The organism is Marininema halotolerans (assembly GCF_900116235.1).
GTDB classification, from domain to species: domain Bacteria; phylum Bacillota; class Bacilli; order Thermoactinomycetales; family DSM-45169; genus Marininema; species Marininema halotolerans.
The window spans coordinates 12,445-37,527 of sequence record NZ_FPAA01000016.1 but is presented as its reverse complement, the minus strand read 5'-3'; the positions used below and the strand labels follow the sequence as shown (position 1 = coordinate 37,527).

The 25,083-nt window shown below is 44.4% G+C and carries 22 protein-coding genes, 1 tRNA gene and 1 pseudogene; 11 read left to right on the top strand and 13 right to left on the bottom strand.

Features of this window, described 5'->3' with window-relative positions:
• Nucleotides 1-2: 2 nt before the first annotated feature.
• The 8 genes and pseudogenes from CHX35_RS15960 to CHX35_RS15940 form a co-directional block, all read right to left on the bottom strand.
• Nucleotides 3-491 carry a winged helix-turn-helix domain-containing protein gene (locus CHX35_RS15960; RefSeq protein WP_091839435.1) on the bottom strand — a complete coding sequence of 163 codons (489 nt, stop codon included), beginning with the start codon at nt 489-491 and terminating at the stop codon, nt 3-5.
• 54 nt (nt 492-545) lie between these two features.
• Nucleotides 546-1,316 carry an ABC transporter permease gene (locus tag CHX35_RS15955; RefSeq protein WP_176392141.1) on the bottom strand — a complete coding sequence of 257 codons (771 nt, stop codon included), beginning with the start codon at nt 1,314-1,316 and terminating at the stop codon, nt 546-548.
• A gap of 13 nt (nt 1,317-1,329) precedes the next feature.
• The gene (locus tag CHX35_RS15950) at nt 1,330-2,157 is read right to left on the bottom strand and encodes an ABC transporter permease (RefSeq protein WP_091839384.1); all 828 of its coding nucleotides are present in this window, start codon (nt 2,155-2,157) and stop codon (nt 1,330-1,332) included.
• Nucleotides 2,158-2,378: 221 nt separating this feature from the next.
• Nucleotides 2,379-3,056, bottom strand: a pseudogene (locus tag CHX35_RS15945) (ABC transporter ATP-binding protein); the annotation flags it as partial.
• Between the two features lie 108 nt (nt 3,057-3,164).
• Entirely contained in the window at nt 3,165-3,311 is a 147-nt protein-coding gene (locus CHX35_RS17670; protein ID WP_176392140.1) for a hypothetical protein, read from the bottom strand.
• 126 nt (nt 3,312-3,437) lie between these two features.
• Nucleotides 3,438-3,584 carry a hypothetical protein gene (locus CHX35_RS17665; protein ID WP_176392139.1) on the bottom strand — a complete coding sequence of 49 codons (147 nt, stop codon included), beginning with the start codon at nt 3,582-3,584 and terminating at the stop codon, nt 3,438-3,440.
• Nucleotides 3,585-3,700: 116 nt separating this feature from the next.
• Nucleotides 3,701-3,847, bottom strand: coding sequence for a hypothetical protein (locus CHX35_RS17660; protein WP_176392138.1), 147 nt, complete (start codon nt 3,845-3,847; stop codon nt 3,701-3,703).
• Nucleotides 3,848-4,006: 159 nt separating this feature from the next.
• Nucleotides 4,007-5,290, bottom strand: coding sequence for a helix-turn-helix domain-containing protein (locus tag CHX35_RS15940; protein WP_091839379.1), 1,284 nt, complete (start codon nt 5,288-5,290; stop codon nt 4,007-4,009).
• A gap of 269 nt (nt 5,291-5,559) precedes the next feature.
• Here CHX35_RS15940 and CHX35_RS15935 point away from each other — a divergent pair, with 269 nt between their 5' ends.
• The 3 genes from CHX35_RS15935 to CHX35_RS15925 all read left to right on the top strand — a co-directional run bounded on the left by CHX35_RS15935 (nt 5,560) and on the right by CHX35_RS15925 (nt 8,040).
• Nucleotides 5,560-6,975 (top strand): jacalin-like lectin, encoded by a 1,416-nt coding sequence (locus CHX35_RS15935; RefSeq protein ID WP_091839376.1) that lies wholly within the window; start codon nt 5,560-5,562, stop codon nt 6,973-6,975.
• Between the two features lie 310 nt (nt 6,976-7,285).
• A complete protein-coding gene (locus tag CHX35_RS15930) occupies nt 7,286-7,939 on the top strand; it encodes a hypothetical protein (protein ID WP_091839373.1) in 654 nt (217 codons plus the stop codon).
• A gap of 27 nt (nt 7,940-7,966) precedes the next feature.
• A tRNA-Cys gene (locus tag CHX35_RS15925) sits at nt 7,967-8,040 on the top strand.
• 74 nt (nt 8,041-8,114) lie between these two features.
• On the opposite strand, the gene CHX35_RS15920 is transcribed toward CHX35_RS15925, so the two are convergent.
• The 5 genes from CHX35_RS15920 to CHX35_RS15900 all read right to left on the bottom strand — a co-directional run bounded on the left by CHX35_RS15920 (nt 8,115) and on the right by CHX35_RS15900 (nt 15,920).
• Nucleotides 8,115-8,672: a methylated-DNA--[protein]-cysteine S-methyltransferase gene (locus CHX35_RS15920; RefSeq protein WP_091839372.1), complete on the bottom strand. Its 558-nt coding sequence runs from the start codon at nt 8,670-8,672 to the stop codon at nt 8,115-8,117.
• 5 nt (nt 8,673-8,677) lie between these two features.
• Complete coding sequence (locus CHX35_RS15915) at nt 8,678-9,241, bottom strand: bifunctional transcriptional activator/DNA repair enzyme AdaA (protein WP_091839369.1); 564 nt, start codon at nt 9,239-9,241, stop codon at nt 8,678-8,680.
• Between the two features lie 170 nt (nt 9,242-9,411).
• Nucleotides 9,412-13,896, bottom strand: a complete 4,485-nt coding sequence (locus CHX35_RS15910; protein WP_091839366.1) for a glutamate synthase-related protein — start codon at nt 13,894-13,896, stop codon at nt 9,412-9,414.
• A 283-nt stretch (nt 13,897-14,179) separates the two neighbouring features.
• Nucleotides 14,180-14,569 carry a globin domain-containing protein gene (locus CHX35_RS15905; protein WP_091839363.1) on the bottom strand — a complete coding sequence of 130 codons (390 nt, stop codon included), beginning with the start codon at nt 14,567-14,569 and terminating at the stop codon, nt 14,180-14,182.
• Nucleotides 14,570-14,624: 55 nt separating this feature from the next.
• The gene (locus CHX35_RS15900) at nt 14,625-15,920 is read right to left on the bottom strand and encodes a glutamate-1-semialdehyde 2,1-aminomutase (RefSeq protein WP_091839360.1); all 1,296 of its coding nucleotides are present in this window, start codon (nt 15,918-15,920) and stop codon (nt 14,625-14,627) included.
• A 168-nt stretch (nt 15,921-16,088) separates the two neighbouring features.
• On the opposite strand from CHX35_RS15900, the gene CHX35_RS15895 reads away from it, so the two are divergent.
• From CHX35_RS15895 to CHX35_RS15860, 8 genes are all read left to right on the top strand, one after another.
• Nucleotides 16,089-17,042, top strand: a complete 954-nt coding sequence (locus CHX35_RS15895; RefSeq protein WP_176392137.1) for a DUF1835 domain-containing protein — start codon at nt 16,089-16,091, stop codon at nt 17,040-17,042.
• A 179-nt stretch (nt 17,043-17,221) separates the two neighbouring features.
• Nucleotides 17,222-19,150, top strand: a complete 1,929-nt coding sequence (locus CHX35_RS15890; RefSeq protein ID WP_091839355.1) for a serine/threonine-protein kinase — start codon at nt 17,222-17,224, stop codon at nt 19,148-19,150.
• A 144-nt stretch (nt 19,151-19,294) separates the two neighbouring features.
• Nucleotides 19,295-20,680: a class II fumarate hydratase gene (locus CHX35_RS15885; protein ID WP_091839352.1), complete on the top strand. Its 1,386-nt coding sequence runs from the start codon at nt 19,295-19,297 to the stop codon at nt 20,678-20,680.
• Nucleotides 20,681-20,719: 39 nt separating this feature from the next.
• A complete protein-coding gene (locus CHX35_RS15880; protein WP_091839349.1) occupies nt 20,720-21,460 on the top strand; it encodes a sporulation protein in 741 nt (246 codons plus the stop codon).
• 19 nt (nt 21,461-21,479) lie between these two features.
• Complete coding sequence (locus tag CHX35_RS15875; RefSeq protein ID WP_091839345.1) at nt 21,480-22,241, top strand: sporulation protein; 762 nt, start codon at nt 21,480-21,482, stop codon at nt 22,239-22,241.
• Between the two features lie 225 nt (nt 22,242-22,466).
• Nucleotides 22,467-23,474, top strand: a complete 1,008-nt coding sequence (locus CHX35_RS15870; RefSeq protein WP_091839342.1) for an ABC transporter ATP-binding protein — start codon at nt 22,467-22,469, stop codon at nt 23,472-23,474.
• Nucleotides 23,467-24,261 carry an ABC transporter permease gene (locus CHX35_RS15865; protein WP_091839339.1) on the top strand — a complete coding sequence of 265 codons (795 nt, stop codon included), beginning with the start codon at nt 23,467-23,469 and terminating at the stop codon, nt 24,259-24,261. Before CHX35_RS15870 ends, CHX35_RS15865 begins: the two co-directional genes overlap by 8 nt.
• A gap of 6 nt (nt 24,262-24,267) precedes the next feature.
• The gene (locus CHX35_RS15860) at nt 24,268-25,053 is read left to right on the top strand and encodes an ABC transporter permease (protein WP_091839337.1); all 786 of its coding nucleotides are present in this window, start codon (nt 24,268-24,270) and stop codon (nt 25,051-25,053) included.
• Nucleotides 25,054-25,083 lie beyond the last annotated feature (30 nt).

The window sequence follows — 25,083 nt, the reverse complement described above, 5'->3', positions numbered from 1 at the left end:
AATCAATGAGGAGCGGTAGGCTCCAATGAAGAGAGTGTACGTAGTTCATACCCGAATCCGTGGTGGGTAATGAGCAATTGGGGACGGCTTGGGTTGTTTTCGATCTTCTCACGTAATCGACGAATATAGACGTAGAGACTATCTAATCCGATATGACCATGGACCCCCCAGACTGCATCGATCAAATCCATCGTTTGGCATGGAATTCCCAATTGAGAAGACAGGGACTGCATAATTTTAAATTCTGTACTCGAGAGGGGATATACGTTTCCTTGTCGATGGATCAGGTGACGACGAAGGTCAAACTGAATGTCTGGGGCAAGTTCGATCAAGTCACCACTTACAACGGGTGCGGATTCGCTTTCCCTTAGGAGATTGAGTAACGCTTCGAAATGTTGCCGTGATTGAATGAAGATGGGCTTAACCCCGGATTTCTTTGAGATCTCTTCGCAAATAGGAAAGTGCTGTAGATTTTCTGCCAAAATGATCATGTCACTCACAGTCTGCCACCTCCTATGGCGTTGGTAATTAATAATGAAAATTGGTTACATTGTCCAGTTTCGACGTTGCCATAATGCATAGACGAGGAGAAAAGTTCCTACGATTACGCCAAAGACAGAAGTGATAAAGGGGGTTGTGTCAGCTCCATTTAATACACGGAAAGCGGCTTCCCCATTGAGAATGAAGTAATGATAGGCATCGGGTGTATAGAAAGTACCCAGAAGGACCACAAGGATTGAGAAGAAAGACAAGATGGTATTGGGGAGAAAGGAACTGACTAAGCTAGCAATCCCCAATAGGGCTAGATAGATCACAAAGAATGTGAGATAGAAGAGGAGGCTATAACCGATGGCTCCCACACCGGTGTAACTATGCCCACCCGGATAAAAAGTGATCGATTCAGGTGCTGAGTAAAGAATTCTTCCAAGGAGTTGGCTAAATATAAAAGCGATACCGAGGAAGATTCCTACGACAGAGGCCATGGAAAGCCACTTTGCGAGTAAAAGTTTGCCCCGGGAATGAGGGCGAATTAAAATGAGTCGATAAGCTCCAGAGCTATATTCGCCATTGAAGCTATCCACAAAAAACATGGGCAGCATGATCAACGAGAGAATAAAGCCGATCTCTTTGAGTAGAAAAGTCGGGAAGTTAAGGGCATTGAGGGACGTTTCTAATTCCGGAGTATAAAAGCCGATCGCACCACGATGCAGCCATGTTGAGAATAACCCTAAAAGGGAGATGAACAGGACAAGACTGACAAGGGTTTTTCGCCGGGCCCATATCCGTTCCCATTCGCTGAGAAAAAGCTCTTTCATGAAACTACCTCCTTTAGATAAAACGGTCCTTTTTGGTGAAGAAGAGATATGCCGCGGTGCCAAAAGCGAAGGCGTACACAAAAAGGACACCGCCATTAAAAGTGAGAAATTTAGAAGTCTGACCCAAAGCTAAGGCAATTCCTTCCGTTTGTATCTGAGTGAGTGAAAGGAAATACCATTTTGCGTCAAGGGGAGGGTTTAGTCCCTTGGTAAAGGTTTGTAAAATTTGTGGGTAGCCAAACGAGATGAGTAGGAACCCTAATGTGATGCCGATGGCGGTTGTAGTGGATTGGCTGATGACAGCAAAAAAGGTGATTAACCAGGATACTGCGACGAGTGTGAGAAACGCGAGCGCAAAGTAGCGAATCGTATAGGTGAGTGCAGGGCCGCCACCAATCGGGTCTTGGTAGTAAGGAAAGAAAAGATGGGGCGAACTATCAAAGAACAATCCACCTACGACATAACTGAGTAAGAAATACAGACCATGGAAGAGAAGCATGATCCCCATTACCGTGATCCATTTTGCGATGAGCAACTGGGAGAAGGAGTAGGAACGAATCATGACCATGCGAAGTTGACCCGTTCGATACTCTTCCGTAATGGAAAATACGAAAAGAAGGAGCAAAATCATATTAAAAACCGTCATCAATTGATTGGACAGTGCCATTACCGGAAAGCTATCCCAAGCTGTAAATCCTGGGTTTCCGGGTGTGATTCCATCATTCTCTCCAAGATAATGGTTACCAGTGATCAACAGGAGGATCGGTAGGATCGCAAAGAGAAGCCAGGTGATTTTACGACTCCATAGGCGACCCCACTCACTTGCAATCAGGGAAATCATGAGGACACCATCTCGATAAAGGCGTCTTCAAGACGCTTTTGTTTTTTCTCTACACTAAGAATTTGGATCCCATTTTCAATCAGAATTTTATTAAGATCCCCAATTTCATCCTCACTGATTTCAACATTGAGTTGATTCTTAGAGATTCGTTGAACAGCGTAACTTTGCTGAATCAGCTTTTGTGCTTTCTCGACTGGGGAGAGGGTATAGGCAAAGACAGGTGCGCCAGAAATTTCGCCAAGTTCCCCTTTCCAAACGAGTTCCCCTTGCTTAATCACAACAAGATGATCACAAAGCTGTTGTAACTCATCTAATAAGTGGCTAGAGATAAAGAAGCTAATGCCTGTTTCCTCTCGCAATTGGAGGATCAGACTGCGCAACTCTCTCATTCCCATAGGATCTAATCCATTGGCGGGTTCATCAAGAATAATGACGGAGGGATCGCCGAGTAGAGCCTGTGCAATACCGAGGCGTTGTTTCATTCCAAGAGAATAGGTGCCTACTTTTTGATCAGCCGCATGAGATAGGCTTACCTTTTCCAATACTTCATCCACCTTGGCTTTTCGTTGAGCACGGGGTAATTGTGGATGCAATCGAGCTAAATTGGTTAGGGCCTTTCTTCCTGTTAAGTAAGGAAAGAAGATAGGGGATTCGACAATGGCACCCAGGTTCATCAAAGCTTTGGTTCGATTTTGTGTGACACTGATACCATTAATCGCTAGATCGCCTTTTGTCGGCTGGATCAATCCTGTTAATAGACGAATGAGTGTCGTTTTTCCAGCGCCATTGGGGCCAAGAAAGCCACAGATCTGTCCCTTTTCTACACCAAAGGACATGTTATTGATCAACGTATGTGACCCTACTTTCTTGGTCACGTTTTTTGCTTCTAGGACGTACATCCAATCACTCCTTATACATAATCATGACAAGTCATGTTGAAGCCTCAAGTATTGCAAAGCGAGGGAAATCACGTTCTCAGATCCTTGGATCTCATGATCGTTCTGTTATTAGTGTGGACGGGGATCTTCTGTGCCAGGTTTATCCACAACGATGGGTGGAGCAGCTTGTGAATGGGTATTCGTTGTTTCACAGAGAAAGATAACGCCAAAAGATAAAATCGAAATGATAAGGGATAACGCCATGAGCTTTTTCATGCGTACTCCTCCTAATGGCTAGTTGCTAATAAATGAAGACGGTATAAGTTGGCTAAGCATAATAACATGGTTAAGTGGGGTAATAGTGCCTTTGTTTTTAAATGGCTAGTATAGGATAACCACCGATTAATGGGGTGCAGGATCTTCTGTGCCAGGTTTATCAATAACGATGGGTGGAGCAGCTTGTAAATGAGTATCGGTCGATTCATTGATAAAAATGACACCGAAGGTAAAAATTGAAGCGAAGAGGGATAACATTGTAAGTTTTTTCATTGATAGTCCTCCTAATTATTAGTTAATAAATAAAGGTGTTATAAGTTGGTGAAGCATAAAGATCCTTGGTTAAATGAGTGCAATCGTGCGAATGGATGGCATGAGATAACCACCGATTAATGGGGTGCAGGATCTTCTGTGCCAGGTTTATCAATAACAATGGGTGGAGCAGCTTGTAAATGGGTATTCGTTGTTTCACAGAGAAAGATAACGCCAAAAGATAAAATCGAAGCGATCAGTGATAACATCGTAAGTTTTTTCATGTTGATTCCTCCCAAATTGTTGTCTGGCTGGCTTGTAAATTAAGAATACAATTACTGTGTGGTTCAATTAAATTAGTAAAATTGAACAGTTTTTTTGGAAAGTGACAGCAAGAATAATCTCGGTTTTTAAACAAAAAAAGAGCAGTGGTATTCACTGCTCTATGTGAGACTCATTTTTTTTGTATGTGTCTCTGCTAGAACAAAATAGTCAGCGGCTTTTTTGTACGCTCGTTTCCCATAGTAGTGATTAGCAAGTTGTCGTGCGAGATCCACAACCAGTTTAAGTTGGTTCCTTTCGATGCCGAGTTGAATGATTTTATGCATGTCTTTCTCATACCGGGTGTCATTATCTCTGAGGCGATAGGTGTTTGCTTTGATCGATAAGAACTTCAAATGCATCAGTGATGTCTTATCGGGGTCAACAAGGTGAAGAGCTTCCTGTAGATAAATTTCTACTTGGTTCCAATCTTTTCGGCGGGTATACAGCTCAATCAGACGTAAGTATGGGTAGATCTTTCGATTTCCGTGGGAAATTTGATCGTGTAGCTTTAGGCAGGTCAGGTAATGTTTAATGGCCTGTTCGTCCTCTTGTTTTCCTGCATAAATCTGCCCAAAATTATACTCGACATAGGCATGAGAAAGTAAATCTTCTGAGGAAATTAGGGACATCGCTTGTTGTAAGTAAGAGAGGGCCTTTTCATCATTTTCTTGAAGATGATGCTGAACCCCTAAAATAATTAAACAATCAAGAATACCTGGTTTGTAGTTAACCTTATGAAATAAATCATAGGCTTTCTGGGCATAGAAGATACTTACCGTTTTATCCTCTAATATTTCCTTTTTTACAAGACTCAAATTATAAGAGAGTCGCGCCACTTCAAAGGGGTCTCTAAACAGTTCTACAAACTGTTCTGCAGAGGAGTAGCATCGGTTGGCCATGATGAAATCTTGACGGTGGTAAAACAAACTTCCGCACACGACATAGTAAAAGTAGAACTCTTGCAACAAGGACTCATCCAATTCATTTGGGATAAATTTTGTTGATGTTTGATAAATTCTCCATGCTTCGTCTACATTTTCGTTGAATTTTATGTAATAATTAATCAAAGTTGTAAAAATGTTTAAATAAATTTCAATTGAATGAATTTCGTTTACTTGTAGTGATAGAAATGATAATTCTTCTTCGTTTAACTTCTTTTCCTCGCGGTACTTTTTAGCTAGATTGATAATCCGCTCATTGATGCTCTCCTCATTCTTTCCTAATAAATCCGCAATCTCTACACCCAATCGAGGCGAGATAGATTGAACAAAAGCTTGGGAGGGTTTTATATTTCCGTTTTCTATCCGACTTAGATAGGTGATCGAAGATATTCCCTCAACAAGTTGTCCTTGGGTCATTTTTTTATGGATGCGGAGCTGTCGAATTTTTTCACCAATCTCCATGGGGTTCGTTCACTCCTAGATCTAATTATGAAAACATATCCAATATGATTATATCAATTGGAGGACATAATGTGTAATGCAGTGATAGATTGGAAGAGAAATCATATGCTTTTACTTTTTGATCACAATAAATTAGAGCTTAGTAGTGATTACACACTTATCTATTTATTAGAACTTTACAAAAAATTTTAATAAATGCGTATCCGAGCCTTTCTCATCGTGCTATAATTGAAAGCGCTTACAAACTGTTTGTGTGGGGGCTGATTTCATTGGACAAGTATGTAAAGGTTTGCTCATTGTTCTTATGTTGTCTCATTGTTTTGTATAGTGTCCCTTCTCATGCCTTTGCAAGTGCCTCTTTTTCAAATGCGGAAAAACTTCAATTGATGACCCAATATGCTCCGCAGGTGTGGTTTGATAAGGATGAGCAGTATTACCCCTCATCCGTCGAATGGTCCTTTTCTTTTCTAGAACGTTATAAAAAAAGTGGAACGGACGAATACTCTCTACGGACAAAAGAATCACTAGACAACCCCAACGGTGTGCTTTCTTTTTTCCATGGAAACCTTAATTCGGCACGGGTGTATTCATTTTGGAAGCAAGTCAATCCAACAACGGCAGATATTAAATACTATATATGGTATCCATATAATCGCGGTAAGATATCGAAAAATCTCGAATCATTTGCTTCTTTCTTTGGAATTCATGGTGGAATAGGAAACCATGTAGGAGATTGGGAAGGGATTAGCATTCGACTTGAAAACGGACAACCTACACGAACGGAAATTAATTACCATTCATGGAGCAAAATGTATGATTGGAAGGATATACCTAAAGTAGATGCTAGTCACGTTGTTACCTACTCCGCACAGGGCTCCCATGGGATGTGGAAAGATCCCGGTGAACATGAATACTATCAAATCAAAGTCCCGGTTCTTGGGAAAATTGATGGGCTAGTGGATAAGACAAGCAAAGGGAAAGCATGGAATACTTGGAATGCTTTAGAGGCATACGATATGGATCAAAAACAAGGTCTCTCAGGTAAAAAGTGGCCTACCTGGATGAGTGCAGATACGAAATCGACGTTACCAGGTAAAAACCCAGCAGACCCTATGAGTGGAGGAATTGCCTCGTGGGGCAATGAAAAAAAAGGATGTGATAGCCTTTTAAATAAGGTATCGGGTGAATGTACATTAAGTAACGGCCCTTCTGGCCCCGATGAGAATAGCAATTGGTCTTCATCCTATGGAGTCAATTCAAAGATTAGCGATTTTATGATGGGTGAATCCTTTGGTGGCAATGGTGGCGGTAGCTTTAATGATTTATCAAAAATGAGTAGTCAGAATGATGTAAAGAAAATCATCTTGCGAACGGGATCACGCGTGGATCAAATCGGTGTACAGTATACCGATGGTTTAACCCTCCGACATGGTGGATCCGGTGGTGGAGAGAAAGCATTGGAATTAGGGAGCAATGAATGGATCTCGCAAACTACCTTTTGTAAAGGGAATACCATTCACTATGCTAAAATTGTAACCAATCAAGGTCGCACGGTATCAGGCGGTAACTCAACGAATGAATGTCGTGTATTTAAAGCACCTTCTGGGTTCAAAATTGCGGGTTTTTGGGGAAGTTCTGGATCGGAATTAGATCGTGTCGGAGCGGTCATGGTGCCAAATAAGTAAGGGTAACAGCAAAAAAAGGTTGGAACAAACTGTTCCAACCTTTTTTATGATTGGAGGGGTCATGAGTTAATCGTGGAATCTTTCTTATGCGAGTAAAGGGATCGTGCAGATACGGCAATAGCATTGCCTGGCTTCCCAAAAGGAAGGGAACTTAACCGTCCCATTGGGCTTGGGCTTTGCTGATCAGGACAGCTTGTTAAATGGTCTTTGTGAAAAAGGTATTTATGAGTGATTTTTTTTGTGGGATTTTACAAATTGTATTGAACTAAAAAGGGGGTGTAAAGTGTTAGTGAAGAGAGGGGGCGAGATTATGATGGAAATTGATGAGTCAATTTCATGGGTGAGTGAAGGGTTAAAGCATATTAGTCTAGCACAACAGAAGCCACTTTTTCAGGTGGAGATGAGAGAGAAAAGAGGGAAGGATGTTCCTTTTCGTATCGAGAAAGTGGATGAACTCCATCAAGGGGAGGATAGTTCCTATCTCATTCATAAAAACACCTTTGCCCAAATGATATATGAGTCTTTTTACAATCAAGGCGTAACATTTAACAATTTACTACCGATATTAATTATTTTAGATGAAAGTCAAATTAGCGGATTTTACTTTCCGGGCTTTTACACCTTTGATATGAATGAGGAACGTTTTGAGTTTGTAAGAGAAATGGATCATGAAGTAGAAGAAAAAGTTCACTCCTTTTTACAAGCGAATCAGATTAAGTCTGCAGTGGCATTGGGATATGCTTTCGTGAATATTGATGAAATAGTGAGTTGGGATGATATCGTTGTGGAAATACAAACTGCTGTCCAATCCTTTTCCCAATTGATTGAGATTCACGGAGGATTAAAAGAAACTTGTCTCGTTCCTGCTTTGGTTAATAACGACGAGAAGCCACAACCCTCTGACTTTTTCTTGGCACCCATTATGATTACCCACTGGATTCAACCACAGTTTCCGTTAAATTAGGGGAGGAGTAAAGATCCTCCGATCCTTGGTAGCATAGCCAAGTGGTAAGGCAAAGGTCTGCAAAACCTTGATCCCCGGTTCAAATCCGGGTGCTACCTCCAATCAATCAACAATAAAAATCCTTCTGCAACATTGGCAGAAGGATTTTTATTGTGAATGTGTGACGGTCCCTACCTCAAAACTGAAATCGTGCATGGCCTTGATTGATGTAGTGATGATTACCCTCCAGCTGAAGCAATGTTTCTTTTACCTGTAACCCTCCACGAAATCCAGTGAGGGTCGTATTTTTTCCAATGACACGATGGCATGGAATGATAATCGGGACGGGGTTTGCACCATTGGCAGTTCCTACAGCACGGACGGCCTGACCATTTCCAATATCAGAGGCAATATCAGAGTAGCTTCGTGTTTCACCATAAGGGATGGCAGCTAAAGCGTTCCATACTGCGGTTTGAAAGGACGTTCCTCGAAGGTCAACGGGGATCGAAAAGGATTGACGTGTACCTGCAAAGTATTCTTGTAGTTGACTCGTTGCATTTGCGAGGGGGATAGGATCTTCAATTAATCGAGCATGAGGGATGCGTTTTTCTACCCATGATTGTAGGGTTTCCAAGGATTCAGTAGGCCAGGTAATCCGGCAAAGTCCTTGTGTGGTTGTCGCAAGATACAGGGGGCGATTTTGGAAAGTCGGGTGAATAAAGGTGTGCCAGTATACAGGGGTCTTTGAATGCATGGTGGTTATCCTCCAGTACCATTTTCACGAAATTCCTGCGGGGTGCAACCTACATTTTTTTTAAATACGGCTGAAAAATGAGAGGTATTTTGATATCCAACTTTTTTGGCGATGGATGTAATGCTGGAGTGTGATTGAGAGAGCAATTGTTTTGCCACGGTCACTCGAGTGTGAAGAAGTTCCTTGGCAGGGGTGGTTCCGGTCACCCGCCTAAAAACACGCTGTAGATGATAGGGGCTTATCTTTAATTCATCAGCAAAAATAGTTAAGGTCCAGTTTTCTTGATACCGTTGTTGAATAAGTCCCTTGATGGTTTGAGCAAGCTTGGCATCGGGTCCGTGTGGGCTAGGGTGATCGGGTCGGCATCGTTTGCAAGGGCGAAACCCCGCTTGACGTGCTTCGTCCATACTGGGATATACGCGTACATTTTCGGGTTTGGGCGTTCGAGATCGACAAGAAGGTCTACAAAAAATTCCGGTTGAAACAATGCCCACATAATACTGACCATCATAGCGGGTATCCCGTTGTAAAATCGTCTCATATACCGATTGAAAAAGTGGATCCTCCATTTGCCGTCCCTCCTCAGATACACTCAGTATAAACCGCTAGATACCCCGTGATAAAGGCTGAGAAATAGGATAGCAAGATTTCGATAGGGAGTTGTGGCACAAGGAAGGATCCATTGTTAAAAATAAAGAGGATGATTGAAGGGAGATCTTCAATCATCCTCTTGCCTTATTTACTCCGTTGATATGGCAGGGTCAGCTTGCACTTTTTCAGGGATTATTTGCATAAAATGTTCTTTGGGATGTTCAATAAGAGGGTGTATTTTTGTTGATGCGTGAACTTGACCAGCGTCGATGAGCACATTTCGGTAGGTTTCGAGAAGCTCTTGAATATCGCGTTCCCCTGTGTCGCCAAGGGGTTGTAGTTTGACTTTAGCGCCCTTGGCAATCCGTCGGGTGAGCGCCTTTTGATCGAGACCTACTTCTGGAATCAGGCGAAGGTAGACGACTCCACCTGTCATTCCCGCACACATCCACGGACCCGGATCGCCAAGAACAATCCCACGTCCATTGGTCATATATTCAAAGGCAAATCCTTTAATATTGGCCTGCGCACCCATCAGCCCATCATTGTCCTTTAAAGGTTCATCCGGCTCACCTGCAATGATAACATCGGCTCCTGAGAGTCGGATTCCTGCACGGGAATCGGCATTTCCCTGGACGATAAATAACCCCTTTTGTGCCCCATAGCAAAATCCTTTTCCCACGGAGCCATTGATATATACGCCTTGGTCATTGGGGGTTTTTAAAATAGCGACGCGTCCTCCAAGAGCGGTCTTCCCCACACCATCTTGAGCGCCGCCGTTCACGGTAACCATGACACCATCAGCATGATAGGATGAAAATCCATTACCAGGTATCGATCCTTCTGAAAAGGAGAGATGTACTTCTGGTTGTTTGATATAGCTACCATCCAGATATGGACGGACACGTGAGCCTGAAACATCAGCAACTAGTACTCGCTGTGTCGCGTCGACGTTACCATAGGAGTGGTTGCCAGGACGAGAGAAGGGGTGTGGAGCAGGTGCCTGAATTTCACCTTCTGAGCCTGCCGCAACAAGAAGGGCAACTTCCGAATGGCGCTTTTGCTGCCAGTCTACGGATACCGGGCGCAGAAAATCAGAAAGGTCAATTTGATCGGTAGCGCGTGTTTGTTGAAGGAGATCCGAACGCCCTACGAGATCAGAGAGGCGAGTATATCCCATATGAGCGACGATACGACGGACTTCATCTCCGAAGGCAGTAAACAATCGCTTGAGTCCCGCAACAGCCTGTTCTGGAACGCGAGGAACAAAGCGGCGCAATCCATGATCCTCTGCTTCTTCCTCTGTCTCGATTTGGGTGGCAATGCCCACATGACAGGTATCTAGGTGGCAACCCCGACAAGCAGTACAACCGATGGCTAACATCGCCAACGTACCAAAACCGATGCGATCGGCACCGAGCAACACCAGTTTTACGACATCAAGACCGCTTTTGATGCCACCATCTGCCCAGAGTTCGACTTGGTGGCGAATGCCTGCCTCCACAAGGGCAACATGGGCTGCTTTAATACCAATTTCTGCGGGTAACCCAACATGTTGTAGGGCGTGGATGCGAGCGGCCCCTGTCCCTCCGTCAAAGCCTGAGAGGGTGATGATATCAGCTCCGGCTTTTGCGATGCCCACTGCGATGGTCCCTATGTTAGGGACAATCGGCACTTTAACAATCACTTTTGCCATTCGATTGGCGGTTTTTAGTTCCGTAATGATTTGAGCTAAGTCCTCGATGGAATAGATATCATGATTGTTGGAGGGTGAGATGAGGTCGGTTCCGGGAGTGGCATTCCGTGCGGCTGCAACTTTAGTCGAAACTTTTTTCCCTGGCAGGTGTCCTCCCTCTCCCGGTTTTGCTCCCTGACCAATTTTAATTTCTAAAATATCTGCTGAGTTTGCCAGTTCTACATGGATACCAAAACGGCCGGATGCAATTTGATGTCCACGGGTTTTTCGATATCGCCCATACATATCTTTAATTTCGCCGCCTTCGCCATTTAAGCTAATCATATTTAATTGAGCGGCGGCCTCTGCATACGCGCGGAAAGCAATTTCATTTTGAGAACCAAAGGACATGGAGCTAATGACAAAGGGGAGGTCATGATCACCCACCCCAATATCTACTTGGGAAGGATCCGTATCCGATTCAAGTAACCCTTGATCAATATCCAAGGGGTGACGAAGACTTAAAGGGTCACTCTGTTCCAGATTACCTAGTTTTTCAGAAAAGTCAGCGTAAGAGATGGAGCCTTCTGCAAGCTGTACAATCGATTTCCAGATGCGTGGCCAGAGTTGAAAAGAACGACCTGGACGCGCTTTATCATTGGTGAATTCGGCTCTGCGCTCTTTGGCATCCCTTACAAAGTCTTCAAAACTGTACCCCGCTTGTGTGCTGCCCGCATAATTGACAATACCTAAGCACCCAGCCACTTCGGGATGAAGACCAATGGAAGAAAACAATCGTGAATATCCTCGAAGTTCATGGATACCAATGGTCGAAAAAATTTTCTCCAACCCTTTATTAATTCCCTCATAGAGTTGTTCCTCATGACTTTCTTCATCTTCAGCGATGGTTGCAAACATCAAGTAGGGGTTTAGAGCATCAGCCCCTAAGCCAATCGCTACGGCAAGATCATGTAAATTCCGAAGCATACCTGTTCGAAGCAGGATGCTTGCTTGTCGGCGAAGACTTTCTCCACTCGATGACATTTTTTCTTTTAGGCGTTGATCGACATAAGCAATGGCTAGATGAGGAGGAAGAAGGAGACGATCTTTAGAAAAGCAGTCCCTATCATCAAAGATGAGTAAACTCTTGCCCTCTTGAACGGCTTCAATCGCTTGGTTCGCTAAAGCATTCAATGCATCTGGGATCAGCATATCTTCAGCAAAATGGAGGGGGAGATGAATAGAGCGATCCAATTTGACAAAGGTGTTGATCAATTGTTCGTAGGAATAGGTGGAGTGTGATTTTGCAATTTTTTCTCCTGGAGGCCCTTCAGTAACAATGGGAGAGGGGAGTTCTAATAGTCCTCCTGAACATTCCCCATCAAGGGTGGGGCGGTGTCCGAGGTAGACATGGGTAGAGAAATGTTCCTGTTCCCGCTCTCGGTCGATGGCTGGATTAGTGACAACGGCTACACTTTCCTTTATAAAATCAGGCAGGTTTTGTCGTTGATGGGCGAGTGCGGCAAGGGGAGAGTCATGGCCTAACGAGCGGATGGGATCACTTCCGGTGTCGGCCATTTGTTCAACAAATTTGATATGTTCCCGATCCCACCCAAAAGCGGCATATTGTTGGTTCGTAGGTACGATGAGCTGATTGTTAGCGGAGGGTGGTGAGGAAGAGAGTTTGGTTGTGGATGGGGTAAGCGTGACACGTTGTTGAATGCCTTCGAACACTTTTTGCTGTAATTTATGATGAGGGATTATGATGGCTTGGGGAGTAAGTTCAACGCCCACTGTTTCTCCAGGTGCGAGGGGTTTCGGTTCAGAGATCATTTCCGAGGCAGAAATGATTCCCTGTTCAGAGGAGAACATGAAAGCCCGTTGATTTTCAATTTGCCACAAAGGACGTAAGCCAAGAGCGTCGACACTGAATGCACATTCATTTCCATAGCGCGACACAATTCCTGCAGGGCCTTGGGCAAAGGGACCGAAGGATTTACGTAACCAGGTGATGGTTTGCTGAATATTTTGAGGGAAGCGCGAAATTTCCTCCATAATCGTAGGGAAAAGCGTTTCAATTGCTTCGAAAAGGGAGAAATTATAACGGTGGATTAAGGTTTCTACTACACGGTTTAAATCCTGTGAATCACTACCTCCTTCGACCAAAGGGGTAGCAATCATGCGTGCTTCATCCCGTAATTTTGCGATGGTATTAATCTCGCCATTGTGACCTAAAATGGAAAAGGGCTGAACACGAAAAAAGTTAGAAAGTGTATTGGTAGAATAACGATTATGACCGATGGTGACTGTGGATTGAAACTCTCCCTTGGAAAGATCCTGGAAATAGCGAGGGAGAAGGCTTGCAGCACCCATTAATTTGTAGACAACTGTTTGATTACTTAAGGAAGCAATTTGTACAGGCTCGGAAGCCTCTATGTCGATGGTCAGTTCAAATAAGCGATGGGGGAGTGTATCATTCTCTGAATCCGCTTTCATCGCTACTTGCCAAAAAAGAGGTTCATCTTTTCTGCCATTGGGACCGAGCACTTGGGAATGCACGGCTTTATTTACTTCAAGTAAAATTTGAATATTTCTTTGGCGAATGTTGCTTCGGATTCGTTCTTGAATCGCATGGAGTGGCTCTTCAGTTTTTTGGGGTAGAAAAAAGTGAGCGATGATCAAGCCTGGAGAATATGCGAGCTTTGAATCAATCCCCGCTTCTCTAAATTTTTGCGCCCAAAGGATACGGGGAATGTCAGTGAGAATACCACAGCCATCCCCTTCCCCGTTAATAAATCCAGAGCGGTGCTCCATTTTGACGAGGGCATCGATCGTATCTAACATATTTTGTTGTGTGGGGTTTCCGTTTTTCTCAATCACTGCGACGATCCCACAACTATCGTGTTCTTCTGCTGAGAGATGGCGGAATCGACCTGGATCTGCTTTTATCAATTTCATGGAGACACCTCCGGCGGAAATTTTTCAATGGCAGTTCCTCTCATGTTAAAGACCCATAGTTAACCAACGCTGTCGCCGATGTGTCACCGCTTACGCCACTTTGTGATGAATCCTGTAATAGATAAACCAATAGGCTATTTTACAGAATACCATGAATGATTAGTTATCAACAAGCGTTAATTGGGTTTTATATGCATAGAGGGGGATGATTATGCAGTGAAGTTGGGGGTCCAACTGGTTATGAGCAACCATGAAAAATCCCCCTAGAATTAGGGGGAAAGTGTTATTGGTCCTCGGGGGGACGATTAACCATATGGGCAGCAGTGAATGAAAGGCGACTCCACATTTCCTCCCGTATAAGACCCGTTATATTTGCATCATCTAGGGCAACATCCATATTTCGCAACCATGCTTCAGCATGGCGAGGTGTGATTGGAAAAGGCATGTGGCGTGCACGCAGGCGTGGGTGGCCATATACCTGACTATATAGAGGTGGCCCTCCGAAAAATTGGGTAAGGAAGCGGCGTTGTTTTTCCATCGTCTCCTCGATATCTTCTGGAAAAAGGGGAGCCAGAAGTGGATCTTTTTGCACACGAGGATAGAAGGACTGTACAATTTTACGGATGGTAGGGTCCCCCCCCATTCGTTCGTAAAGGGCAATGGGTTCTGACATCATGAGTTCCTCCTGATTAATGGTAGGGCAACATCAAATTCTTTCTTGATTCCACTTAAGACCGGGCCATGGTTTGGAAGGCTTTTTCAGTAGCGATCAGAGTTTGTTCGAGGTCTTCATCGCTGTGGGCTGTGGTGAGGAACCAAGCTTCGTATTTGGATGGAGCTAAGTAAATGCCTTCCTGTATCATTAGGCGGTAAAATCGAGCAAAGGCATCACTGTCCGTTGCTTTTGCTCCATCGTAATCAATAATCGGAGTATCACTAAAATAGACCGTTAGCGCTCCTGCTTTTCGATTGATTTGTATGGAGATACCATGCTCTTGCGCACGTTGTAAAATGCCTTTCTCGAGAATGAGTCCTTTTCGATCAAGTTCTTCATAGACTCCTGGCTGGGAAAGCGCTTCTAAGCAGGCAATTCCAGCAGCAACTGAAAGCGGGTTCCCCGCCATGGTGCCAGCTTGATAGGTTGGACCATTCGGAGCCACTCGTCCCATTAATTCTTTACGACCACCATAAGCACCGATTGGAAGGCCCCCGCCAATAATTTTACCAAGGGCTGTGAGATCAGGTTCCACGTTATACAAGGTTTGTACGCCGCCATAATGGAAACGGAAGGCAGAAATTACTTCATCATAGATCACAAGGGAACCCGCATTATGTGCGAGTTCGTTGACGGATGCTAGGAAGCCAGGGGCAGGTTCTACGATTCCAAAATTACCAACAAGAGGCTCGACTAGAACGGCAGCCACATCACTTCCCCATTGAGCAAGAGCTTCTTTAAGTCCCTCCACATGGTTAAAGGGTACCGTAATCACTTCATTTGCAATGCTTTGTGGAATACCCGCAGAATCTGGTGTTCCTAAAGTAGAGGGACCGGAACCTGCAGCCACTAACACCAAATCGGAGTGACCATGATAGCACCCTGCAAATTTTATAATTTTATTCTTCCCTGTTACTGCTCGGGCAAGACGGATCGTACTCATAACGGCTTCCGTTCCACTATTCACAAGACGTAATTGCTCCATTGAGGGAATCGCTTTGCGGATCATCTGAGCAAAATGCGTTTCTATTTTCGTAGGCGCTCCATATAAAGTTCCTCTTTTTGCCGTCTCTTGAATGGCACTTGTAACATGCGGGTGATTATGACCGAGAATAATGGGTCCAAAAGCTGCAAGGTAGTCAATGTATCGATTGCCATCCTCGTCGAAAAAGTAGGCGCCTTGTGCCTCTTTGATATAAATGGGGTTTTCCATGCCAATGGCTTTAAAGGATCGAGAGGGGCTATTTACCCCACCGACAATGACATCGAGGGCTTCTTTATGGTATCGGTGTGAACGGGTATGATTCAAAGTAGTGTCCTCCTTCAAATTGCTACGATCCTTATTCTATCGGTGGGATGGAAGAGGAGCAAGGGTTGACCTGAAGTTCCCAAAGGTTGGAGAAGTTTTCATTGGAACTTGAATAGGGAAAAGGCCGTTACAAGGGCAAGGAAGATAAATAGAGGGGAGCGTTGGTGGTTGATTTATTTAGTTAATGGAGATCCATGGGCAGATGTATTGCGAGCACACTCACCAGAACAGGGTGAGGTATTTGTGTGGAGAGAAAATTTTGAGTTTGGTCCCTTTCAAAAGCCTTTGGGTGAGACGGAACAAGCAACAGCGCGCGCACGTTTTTTTGAAGAGCGCTTAGGCATGCCATTTGATGAGACGAAAATGATGTTTGTCTATCAAGAACAGCGACTAAAGCGATTGGCACGTTCGTCTCACCTTGTATTGTGGTTGGGTACGAGCCGAGCGGATCAGCTGTTACTTCTTTATATTTTGAAACAGTGTCGAAGTTTAGGAATCACCATGGTTGACTTGGTAACCATTCCTACAGGGACCCTTCCCCAGGATTCGGGTGAACTCGTTGTAAAGCGGCTCTTTGACGAACGGATTACATTGGAGAAAGAAGATGTAATTGAAGCGGAAGAAGCCTGGAAGGATTATATTGCAGTAAATCCATTGGATTTTGTTACCCGTAAGGAAAGGGAGATTCGACTACCTCAATTGCATGCAGCCTGGAATCATCACGCTGATTACTTCCCCTCACAAGCCAATGGATTATCGGTGATCGAAGAATTGATCCTTACTTTGATTCGTAGGGGGATTTCTTCTTTTGAATCGCTCTATCATGAGGTGTTGAACCACAGACCTGAGGATGGATTGACGAATGTTCATCTTGCAGCGATTGTTAATGAACTAGCGGAGGAATGGCATCCATTAATTCAAATCGAAACGAGTGAAATACAAGGGTTGGAAGGAGATGAAGAGGAAAGCTGGATATTGACATCATTAGGTCAAAAGGTGTTGGCGGGGGATGAGGACAGAATCGATGTGTTAGGAATTGACTGGTGGGTGGGTGGCGTTCACCTGAAAGAAAATTTATGGCGGAGGAGTTCGGATGGAAGGCTGATTTATGTGGAATCTTAGCCTCGAAAATTGAAATAAAAAGAAGAAAAATTTGTCGAAAAACGAGCGGGATCGTATGAGTTCAACTATACGCTATGGGTAGCATATGGTATTCTGAAAATGGTGTCTTGTATTTGCAACCGGCAAGAATCAATAGGGATTTTGGTAGCTTTAAATAAAAGTTTTTGGAGGAGAGGACGTTGTCGTTCTTTACTGTAGGAAATTATTATCGGGATGTTTACCGAATCGAGAGCGTCGAACCGCTACTCGCTGGAGAGCTAGCTGTAGCAGAATCCGGCGGAGAGCGTTTTTATCTGGAACATACGCCCTTGGTCAAACCAGCCCAACCTCGTGCGATCCAACAATATTTATCGTTAGATCATCCGAGGATTCTTCCTTACCTCCAGGTTTTTTCTGAACAACGATCGCTGGTATGTATTCGTCCCTATGTTCCTTTTCGAGAACGCCTTCATCAACATGGTCCGGCAGAGGAGGATCAGGTATTTCACTGGGTAAAAGAGCTTACTCCAGTGGAACAGATATTAATGGGAAAACCATTGCGTATGCATATGGTGCTCCAACCTTCCAATATAGGCGTTACAGAAGATGGGAATCTCATGGTGATCGCATGTGGAGTTGAGGGACGTACCCAGCCTGATCCCATTTATGACTGGGGAAATCTGATGGTGATGTTGCTTACGGGCGAGGAGTTTGAAGAACCTATTCGTAAGGTATCTTCAGGGGCTAAATTTCCTAAAGCGCTGGGGAAAATGTTACAAAAAAGCATGAATCAACAAGCGGGTCAAGTGATCTCTCATATTGATTCGTATCTTAAAAAGAGAGATTCAAAGGGCTTTTTAGATCAGTTGTTTCGTAAATCAGAGGAGAAATCTCGACCCGTTATTCGGAATACCTGGGCAGATCGTGAAGATCACTCTGGTGATCATGATAAGAAAGCCTCCCATTTAAATGCAGAAAAGTCCGAATCAGGAAATGGTAGTGTGTTACAACAGCGCCTCGAACAATCCAGATTGGCGAAATTGGAGCAGGATCGACTGAAGGCTGAAAGGCTAGCCCGTGAAGAGATTCAGCGACAAGAAACGGAGCGCTTAGCCCGTGAGGAGGCTGAACGCCATGAAGCCGAACGCCTGGCACGAGAGCAGGAAGAAGCAAAACGCCGTGAAGAAGAGCGCCTAGCCCGTGAGCGTGAAGAAGCGGAACGTCGCGAAGCCGAACGCCTGGCGCGAGAGCAGGAAGAGGCAAAGCGCCGTGAAGAAGAGCGTCTAGCTCGTGAAGAGGCAAAACGCCATGAAGCCGAACGCCTGGCGCGAGAGCAGGAAGAGGCAAAGCGCCGTGAAGAAGAGCGCTTAGCCCGTGAGCGTGAAGAAGCGGAACGTCGCGAAGCCGAACGCCTGGCACGAGAGCAGGAAGAAGCAAAACGCCGTGAAGAAGAGCGCCTAGCTCGTGAAGAGGCTGAACGCCATGAAGCCGAACGCCTAGCGCGAGAGCGGGAAGAGGCAAAGCGCCGTGAAGAAGAGCGTCTAGCTCGTGAAGAGGCTGAACGCCATGAAGCCGAACGCCTAGCGCGAGAGCAGGAAGAGGCAAAGCGCCGTGAAGAAGAGCGCCTGGCGCGAGAGCAGGAAGAGGCAAAACGCCGTGAAGAAGAGCGTCTAGCTCGTGAAGAGGCTGAACGCCATGAAGCCGAACGCCTAGCGCGAGAGCAGGAAGAGGCAAAGCGCCGTGAAGAAGAGCGCATAGCCCGTGAAGAGGCTGAACGCCATGAAGCCGAACGCCTAGCGCGAGAGCGGGAAGAGGCAAAGCGCCGTGAAGAAGAGCGCTTAGCTCGTGAAGAGGCTGAACGCCATGAAGCCGAACGCCTGGCACGAGAGCAGGAAGAGGCAAAGCGCCGTGAAGCTGTATTCCGTGCACGTATTGAAGCGGAAAGGAAAGAAAATGAGCGGCGGGCTCAAGAAGAAGCGCAGAAAGAAGAACGAAAACCCCAAGAAGCGAAGAAAACTGTACCTACCCAAGCGGTCCAACTGGGTGAGGAAGCTGAACGATTACAACATGATCGATTAGCATCCCAATTGGATGAATACATTCGCCATGTGTTTAATAGGCAAGGCTAGGGAAAAGTACTTAGGACTTTCGGTTCGCATCCGAAAAGTCCTAGGGCTTTTTGTTGTCCCAGGACATTGTGGCTATTCATCTGAAAGTCCGATGGTTTTGAGATGGAACATCGACCGATGGATAACTTGATGGAGGTGCTTAAAATGACTGACTATCGCATTCAACGTGATTCTCTCGGTGAAGTAAAAGTGCCTAAGGATCGATATTATGGCGCACAAACCCAACGTGCTGTAGTTAATTTCCCAATTAGTGGAATGAACTTGCCGCGTAGTTTTATTCGTGCACAAGGTTTAATTAAAGCTGCGGCTGCAGAAGCAAATCGTCGTAGTGGAGAATTAGAGGCGAAGATGGCCAATGCAATTATCCATGCGGCAGAAGAGGTTATCTCAGGTAAATGGGATGAGCATTTTGTGGTTGATGTGTACCAAGCTGGAGCAGGCACTTCGCAAAATATGAATGCGAATGAAGTGATCGCGAGTCGTGCGGCAGAACTTCTTGGTGGGGAGCCAGGAGATATCTCGCTTGTTCACCCCAATGATCACGTAAATCGAGGTCAATCAACGAATGATACGATTCATGTGGCGATTAATATTGCTGCTGCAGAGGAGATCGTCCATCAATTGCTTCCTGCTATGGATGAGTTGATTAAAACGATTGAAGAGAAAGCAGAAAGTTTTGCTGATATTATCAAATCAGGCCGCACTCACCTGCAGGATGCTGTTCCGCTGAAAGTGGGGCAAGAGCTGATGGGCTATGCCTATGCGATCCGGCATGCTCGTCAGGGAATTGCAGAGAGTTTACCCTTCTTATATCAAATTGGTTTAGGGGGAAACGCGGTCGGTACGGGTATCAATACTCCTACTGGCTATGCTGATGCGGCAATTGGGGAGATTGCTTCTCGAACGGGTTTACCGTTTTGTCAACCCGACAATCGATTCACTTTCATGCAAAATACTGGCGCTGCTTTTAAAACGAGTGCGGCCTTGAAAAACCTAGCTATTCATTTAGGAAAGATGGCAAGTGACCTACGACTTCTTTCTTCAGGACCCCGTACTGGAATTGCTGAAATGCGGCTACCTCCTGTCCAGCCTGGTTCTTCAATTATGCCAGGGAAAGTCAATCCGGTAATGGCAGAGATGATGAATATGATTTGTATCCAAGTGATTGGAAATGATTCAGCACTTACAGCTGCTGGAGAACATGCTCAATTGGAATTAAATGTAATGATGCCGGTGATTGCCCACAATCTCCTGCATTCCATCACCATTTTAAGTAATGGGATGGTCGCCTTTGATAAGCGCTGTCTTCAAGGCCTTGAGGTTGATGAGAAGCGTTGTCGTGAATGGATGGAACATTCCTTATCCTTAGCTACTGCACTCAACCCTTCTTTGGGATATGATCAAGCTGCAGAAATTGCTAAGCAAGCGTTTTCTGAAGAGAAGACAATCCGAGAAATCGTGCGGGAGAAGGGTTATTTATCGGATGAAGAAGCGGATAAGGTTCTCGATCCGAATCACATGATTCCTTAAACTATCGAAACCACGTATCTATTGGGAGGAGGTGATACAATGTTCAACAAAGCACTAGCAAGTATGGGGGTTGGCAATGCGACGGTAGATACCCGGTTAGAAACCAATCAATTTCAACCAGGTGAAGTTGTGCGAGGCGAAGTAAGAATTCGTGGTGGACACGCTTTACAACGAGTGGATGATATCTATCTCTATCTAGTGGTTCATTACTTGAAAAATGGTAAAAAAGTGGAACATATCCTGCAAAAATATCGGTTGAGTGAATCCTTTACAATTTCAGAGAAGGGGGATCAAATTATCCCTTTTCAGATACGTCTGCCTTATCAAACACCAATGTCTTGCGGTCGTTATCCGATCTACTTAAAAACTGGACTGGATATCAAACGAGCGATTGATCCAAGGGATCGGGATCGTATTGAAGTTTTTCCTCACCCAACGGTGGAGAAAATGTTAGGCGAAGTCGAGCGATCAGGGTTTATCATGTATCGGATGTTTAATGAGCATGATCCTTCCTGTAAAGAGGTACCTTTTATCCAGATCTTTCAGTTTAAGCCTGCAGAACATTACCACGGGTATCTCGATGAACTCAATCTCTATTTTGATGTAGGTAGTGATGATGTGCAGATGCAAGTTGAAATTCGACGTGGAAGCCGTATCCTTAATACCGCTTTTTCTTGGCAGATGAAGGATCCAGATGGTTCCCTATCGATGTTACTCGGTGGTCAAAAGAAGCAAGTGAAAAGTCCATTAGCTGCGATTCAGTCCCTGATAAAAAACTAGTGAACGCTGGGGGTAAATCATGTCGATCTTTACAAAAACGCTGGCTAGCTTAGGAGTGGGTAATGCGAAGGTCGATACCCGTTTAAAGCAGACCCAGTATCGGCAGGGAGATTATATTGAGGGCGAAGTATATATTCAAGGTGGACAAGTAGATCAAGAAATTGATGAAATCTATCTCTATCTTGTTGTTCTCTACCATCATGAGCGTAATCAACAGGAATATGTGATGGAAGAGTATCGTCTTTCAGAGGTATTTACCATTGCTCCTCGTGAAACCCGGGTGATTCCCTTTGATTTTCGTCTACCCTTTGATACTCCGGTTACGACTGGAGGGTGTCCAGTCTATCTAAAGACAGGGTTAGATATTAAGCGAGCAATTGATCCAGATGATACCGATGGAATTGAAGTCTTGCCTCATCCGTTGATTGAGAAGGTACTTTCTGCTGTGGAAAAAGTAGGGTTTCAATTAGTCGATATCGATTTTGAATTTGAAAATTATTATTCTCGTCATCCATTTATCCAAGAATTTGAATTTAGGCCAACGGGTGATCTAAGTGGGGTGCTTGATGAAGTTGAGGTTATGTTTTACATAGGAGAGAAGGAGATTGAAGTCATCCTTCAATTGGATCGAAAGGCAACGGATCTCATGAGTTCATTAGAAGAAGCATTGGACTTAGATCATCGCACTCTTCGGCTCACTGTTCATGAACAGGATGTTGTTGGAGGAACGGAAGAGCTACAAAAGAAGTTGGAAGAATTAATCCGTCGCCATGCGCACTAATCCTATTTTTCTCAAAGCAACAGGGCTCCTGTTGCTTTGTATTTTTTTGGCGACGGATTATGATATGATAAGGTGAATGTTTTGAGCACGGTAACGAAGAGGGTAGAAGTGCATATAAGCGGAATCACACATTTGATCACGCCCCCACTTTTATCGGTGGAGAGCATCCCTTTTGTGGGGTGCTTTTTTGCTGGATGAGTGAGAAGGGAAGTTGAGGTGGAATATATGTTGAGTATTGAAGCTCGGGGTTTAACTAAGGATTTTAAAATCGTCCAAAGCCGCGAAGGTATGAAAGGAGCTTTTCGAGATTTATTTGATCGAAAGTATCGTACCATCCGCGCGGTGGACGAAATTGACCTTGGTATTCAATCAGGTGAGATTGTTGGTTATATCGGTGAAAATGGAGCAGGAAAATCAACAACCATTAAGATGTTAACCGGGATATTGCAACCCACTGCAGGGGAGTTAAAAGTGAATGGCTTTGATCCCCATCGAGAACGAGAACAGTTTGTACGTACAATTGGTGTTGTGTTTGGTCAACGTAGTCAACTATGGTGGGATCTTGCGGTTCGTGAGTCCTTTCGTTTATTAAAAAAATTGTATGGAATTCCTGATGAAAAGTATCATGCACACCTGGATCGTCTAACGGAAGTGCTCGAGATGGGTCCCCTACTCGAACAACCCGTACGTAAATTATCCCTCGGTCAACGAATGCGTTGTGAGCTGGCGGCAGCATTGCTTCATCAGCCGAGTTTATTGTTTCTTGATGAGCCAACGATTGGTTTGGATGTATTGGTCAAGGAAAATATTCGCCGGTTTTTAAAGCAAATTAATCAGGAGTATGGGACGACGATCTTGTTGACTACCCACGATTTATCAGATATTGAAGCGTTATGCCATCGTGTCGTGATGTTAGATAAAGGAACAATTATATATGATGGAGGGTTGACCGAATTATCGAGGCAATGGGGAGGTGGGCCACGGCTCTATTTAGAGTTAGAAGAGGAGTGGGATCTCACGACCTTACAAGGGTTTACAAAGGATATCACAGCAGAATGGCAACATGTTGGGGATCGGTGTTATCGTGTTCTCCTCACGGGTGATAACCCTTCGGTTTCCGAAGTGCTTTCCAGGGTAGTTCCTCACGCTTCTGTGAAGGAGATCCGAATTGAGGAGGCGACGACGGAGGATATTGTGCGCCGTATCTATCAGGAGGGTGTACCCAATGCTTGAGAAGTATGTGGAATTAATGCGCCTTCGCTTTTTGATGATGTTAGCTTACCGTGTCAATTATTATAGCGGCATTATCATTTATAGTTTAAATATAGGCGTGTACTATTTTCTGTGGATGGCGATTTATGGTGATCAAACCTCCATTAATGGTACGACGGCGGTTCAAATGGCAACCTATGTCGCTGTAGCATGGATGTCTCGTGCCTTTTACTTTAATAACTTAGATCGTGAAATTGCCCAGGAAATTCGAGATGGGACAGTGGCAGTGCAATTGATTCGTCCCTATAGTTATTTGTTAGGAAAAGGGTTTCAAGGGCTAGGGGAAGGGATATTTCGCTTGTTATTGTTTAGTGTACCGGGAATGATCATTGTTTCTCTGGTTTTTCCCATTCACTTACCTAGTGATATGTCCCAATGGGGATGGTTTGCAATCAGCCTTTTCTTAGGGTTCATCATTAATACACAACTTAACGTCTTAACTGGTTTAATGGCATTTTTCATTCTGAATAATATGGGGATGATCCGTGCCAAGCGGGTGATTATCGACTTATTGTCAGGATTAGTGATTCCCATTACGTTTTTTCCGGAATGGGCTAAGAACATTTTAGTTTATCTCCCCTTTCAGGGGATCAGTTATGTACCCAGCTCCATTTTGGCAAAGGGGATTTCTTTGACAGAAGTTATTTCTTTTTTGGAGGTACAACTGATCTGGACTGTACTCCTCTGGGTGCCTATCCGTCTGTTGTGGTTGAGTGCTCGCCGGCGACTGGTTGTACAGGGAGGGTAAGTAGAAATGACGACAAGTAAGCTTTTTATCGATTATTTCATGCAATATGTTAAGACGCGGCTTCAGTATCGTAGTGATTTTTTTGTTCAAATGGTCACGGATATCATGTTTCAGACAGTCAATCTAGTGTTTATTTTGGTTGTTTTTAATCACACGACACATCTTTCTAGTTGGTCCCGCGAAGAAGTGATTTTTATTTATGGATATTTTCTCGTCCCCTTCTCGATTTTTGCAGCCTTTTTCAACCTGTGGGAGTTTAACGAACGCTACATTATTAAAGGGGAGTTGGATCGCGTTCTGACACGCCCAGTCCATAGTCTCTTTCAAGTCATGATGGAAACGATGACACCTGAGTCCTTGAGTGGTGCTTTAACAGGGATGGCAGTGATGGGTTGGGCCTCCTGGGAAATGGATTTGCAATTTCATTGGTATGATCCATTGCTATTCCTTCTTTTTGCGTTGGGTGGCGCAGCGATCTATGGCGGGCTGTATATCATGTTGACCAGCATCAGTCTTTTTTCAGATTCGAAAACGGATATACAACCCATTATGTACAATGTAGGGAATTACGGTCGATATCCCATTGATATCTATAACAAAGTCATTCAGATTGTGCTGACGTGGCTAATGCCCTTTGCTTTTGTAGGCTTTTACCCGGCTAGTTTTCTCTTGCACGATGATCGTTGGCTTACCTTTGCTATGCTGACTCCTGTGATGGGATTCCTCTGGTTCGCCCTTGGGATCATGGTATGGAATCTTGGTATTAAAAATTATCGTGGAGCAGGTAGCTAATTGATGGATAAAAAAAACCTTCTTACCCTA

What these genes read in the sequence shown, in the direction of transcription:
- CHX35_RS15940 (WP_091839379.1), bottom strand. Translation starts at nt 5,290, where the DNA reads ATGGAGATTGGTGAAAAAATTCGACAGCTCCGCATCCATAAAAAAATG.
- CHX35_RS15860 (WP_091839337.1), top strand. Translation starts at nt 24,268, where the DNA reads ATGACGACAAGTAAGCTTTTTATCGATTATTTCATGCAATATGTTAAG.
- CHX35_RS15875 (WP_091839345.1), top strand. Translation starts at nt 21,480, where the DNA reads ATGTCGATCTTTACAAAAACGCTGGCTAGCTTAGGAGTGGGTAATGCG.
- CHX35_RS15880 (WP_091839349.1), top strand. Translation starts at nt 20,720, where the DNA reads ATGTTCAACAAAGCACTAGCAAGTATGGGGGTTGGCAATGCGACGGTA.
- CHX35_RS15955 (WP_176392141.1), bottom strand. Translation starts at nt 1,316, where the DNA reads ATGAAAGAGCTTTTTCTCAGCGAATGGGAACGGATATGGGCCCGGCGA.
- CHX35_RS17660 (WP_176392138.1), bottom strand. Translation starts at nt 3,847, where the DNA reads ATGAAAAAACTTACGATGTTATCACTGATCGCTTCGATTTTATCTTTT.
- CHX35_RS15920 (WP_091839372.1), bottom strand. Translation starts at nt 8,672, where the DNA reads ATGCATTCAAAGACCCCTGTATACTGGCACACCTTTATTCACCCGACT.
- CHX35_RS15885 (WP_091839352.1), top strand. Translation starts at nt 19,295, where the DNA reads ATGACTGACTATCGCATTCAACGTGATTCTCTCGGTGAAGTAAAAGTG.
- CHX35_RS15910 (WP_091839366.1), bottom strand. Translation starts at nt 13,896, where the DNA reads ATGAAATTGATAAAAGCAGATCCAGGTCGATTCCGCCATCTCTCAGCA.
- CHX35_RS15950 (WP_091839384.1), bottom strand. Translation starts at nt 2,157, where the DNA reads ATGATTTCCCTGATTGCAAGTGAGTGGGGTCGCCTATGGAGTCGTAAA.
- CHX35_RS15930 (WP_091839373.1), top strand. Translation starts at nt 7,286, where the DNA reads ATGATGGAAATTGATGAGTCAATTTCATGGGTGAGTGAAGGGTTAAAG.
- CHX35_RS15865 (WP_091839339.1), top strand. Translation starts at nt 23,467, where the DNA reads ATGCTTGAGAAGTATGTGGAATTAATGCGCCTTCGCTTTTTGATGATG.
- CHX35_RS15870 (WP_091839342.1), top strand. Translation starts at nt 22,467, where the DNA reads ATGTTGAGTATTGAAGCTCGGGGTTTAACTAAGGATTTTAAAATCGTC.
- CHX35_RS15905 (WP_091839363.1), bottom strand. Translation starts at nt 14,569, where the DNA reads ATGTCAGAACCCATTGCCCTTTACGAACGAATGGGGGGGGACCCTACC.
- CHX35_RS17665 (WP_176392139.1), bottom strand. Translation starts at nt 3,584, where the DNA reads ATGAAAAAACTTACAATGTTATCCCTCTTCGCTTCAATTTTTACCTTC.
- CHX35_RS15915 (WP_091839369.1), bottom strand. Translation starts at nt 9,241, where the DNA reads ATGGAGGATCCACTTTTTCAATCGGTATATGAGACGATTTTACAACGG.
- CHX35_RS17670 (WP_176392140.1), bottom strand. Translation starts at nt 3,311, where the DNA reads ATGAAAAAGCTCATGGCGTTATCCCTTATCATTTCGATTTTATCTTTT.
- CHX35_RS15960 (WP_091839435.1), bottom strand. Translation starts at nt 491, where the DNA reads ATGATCATTTTGGCAGAAAATCTACAGCACTTTCCTATTTGCGAAGAG.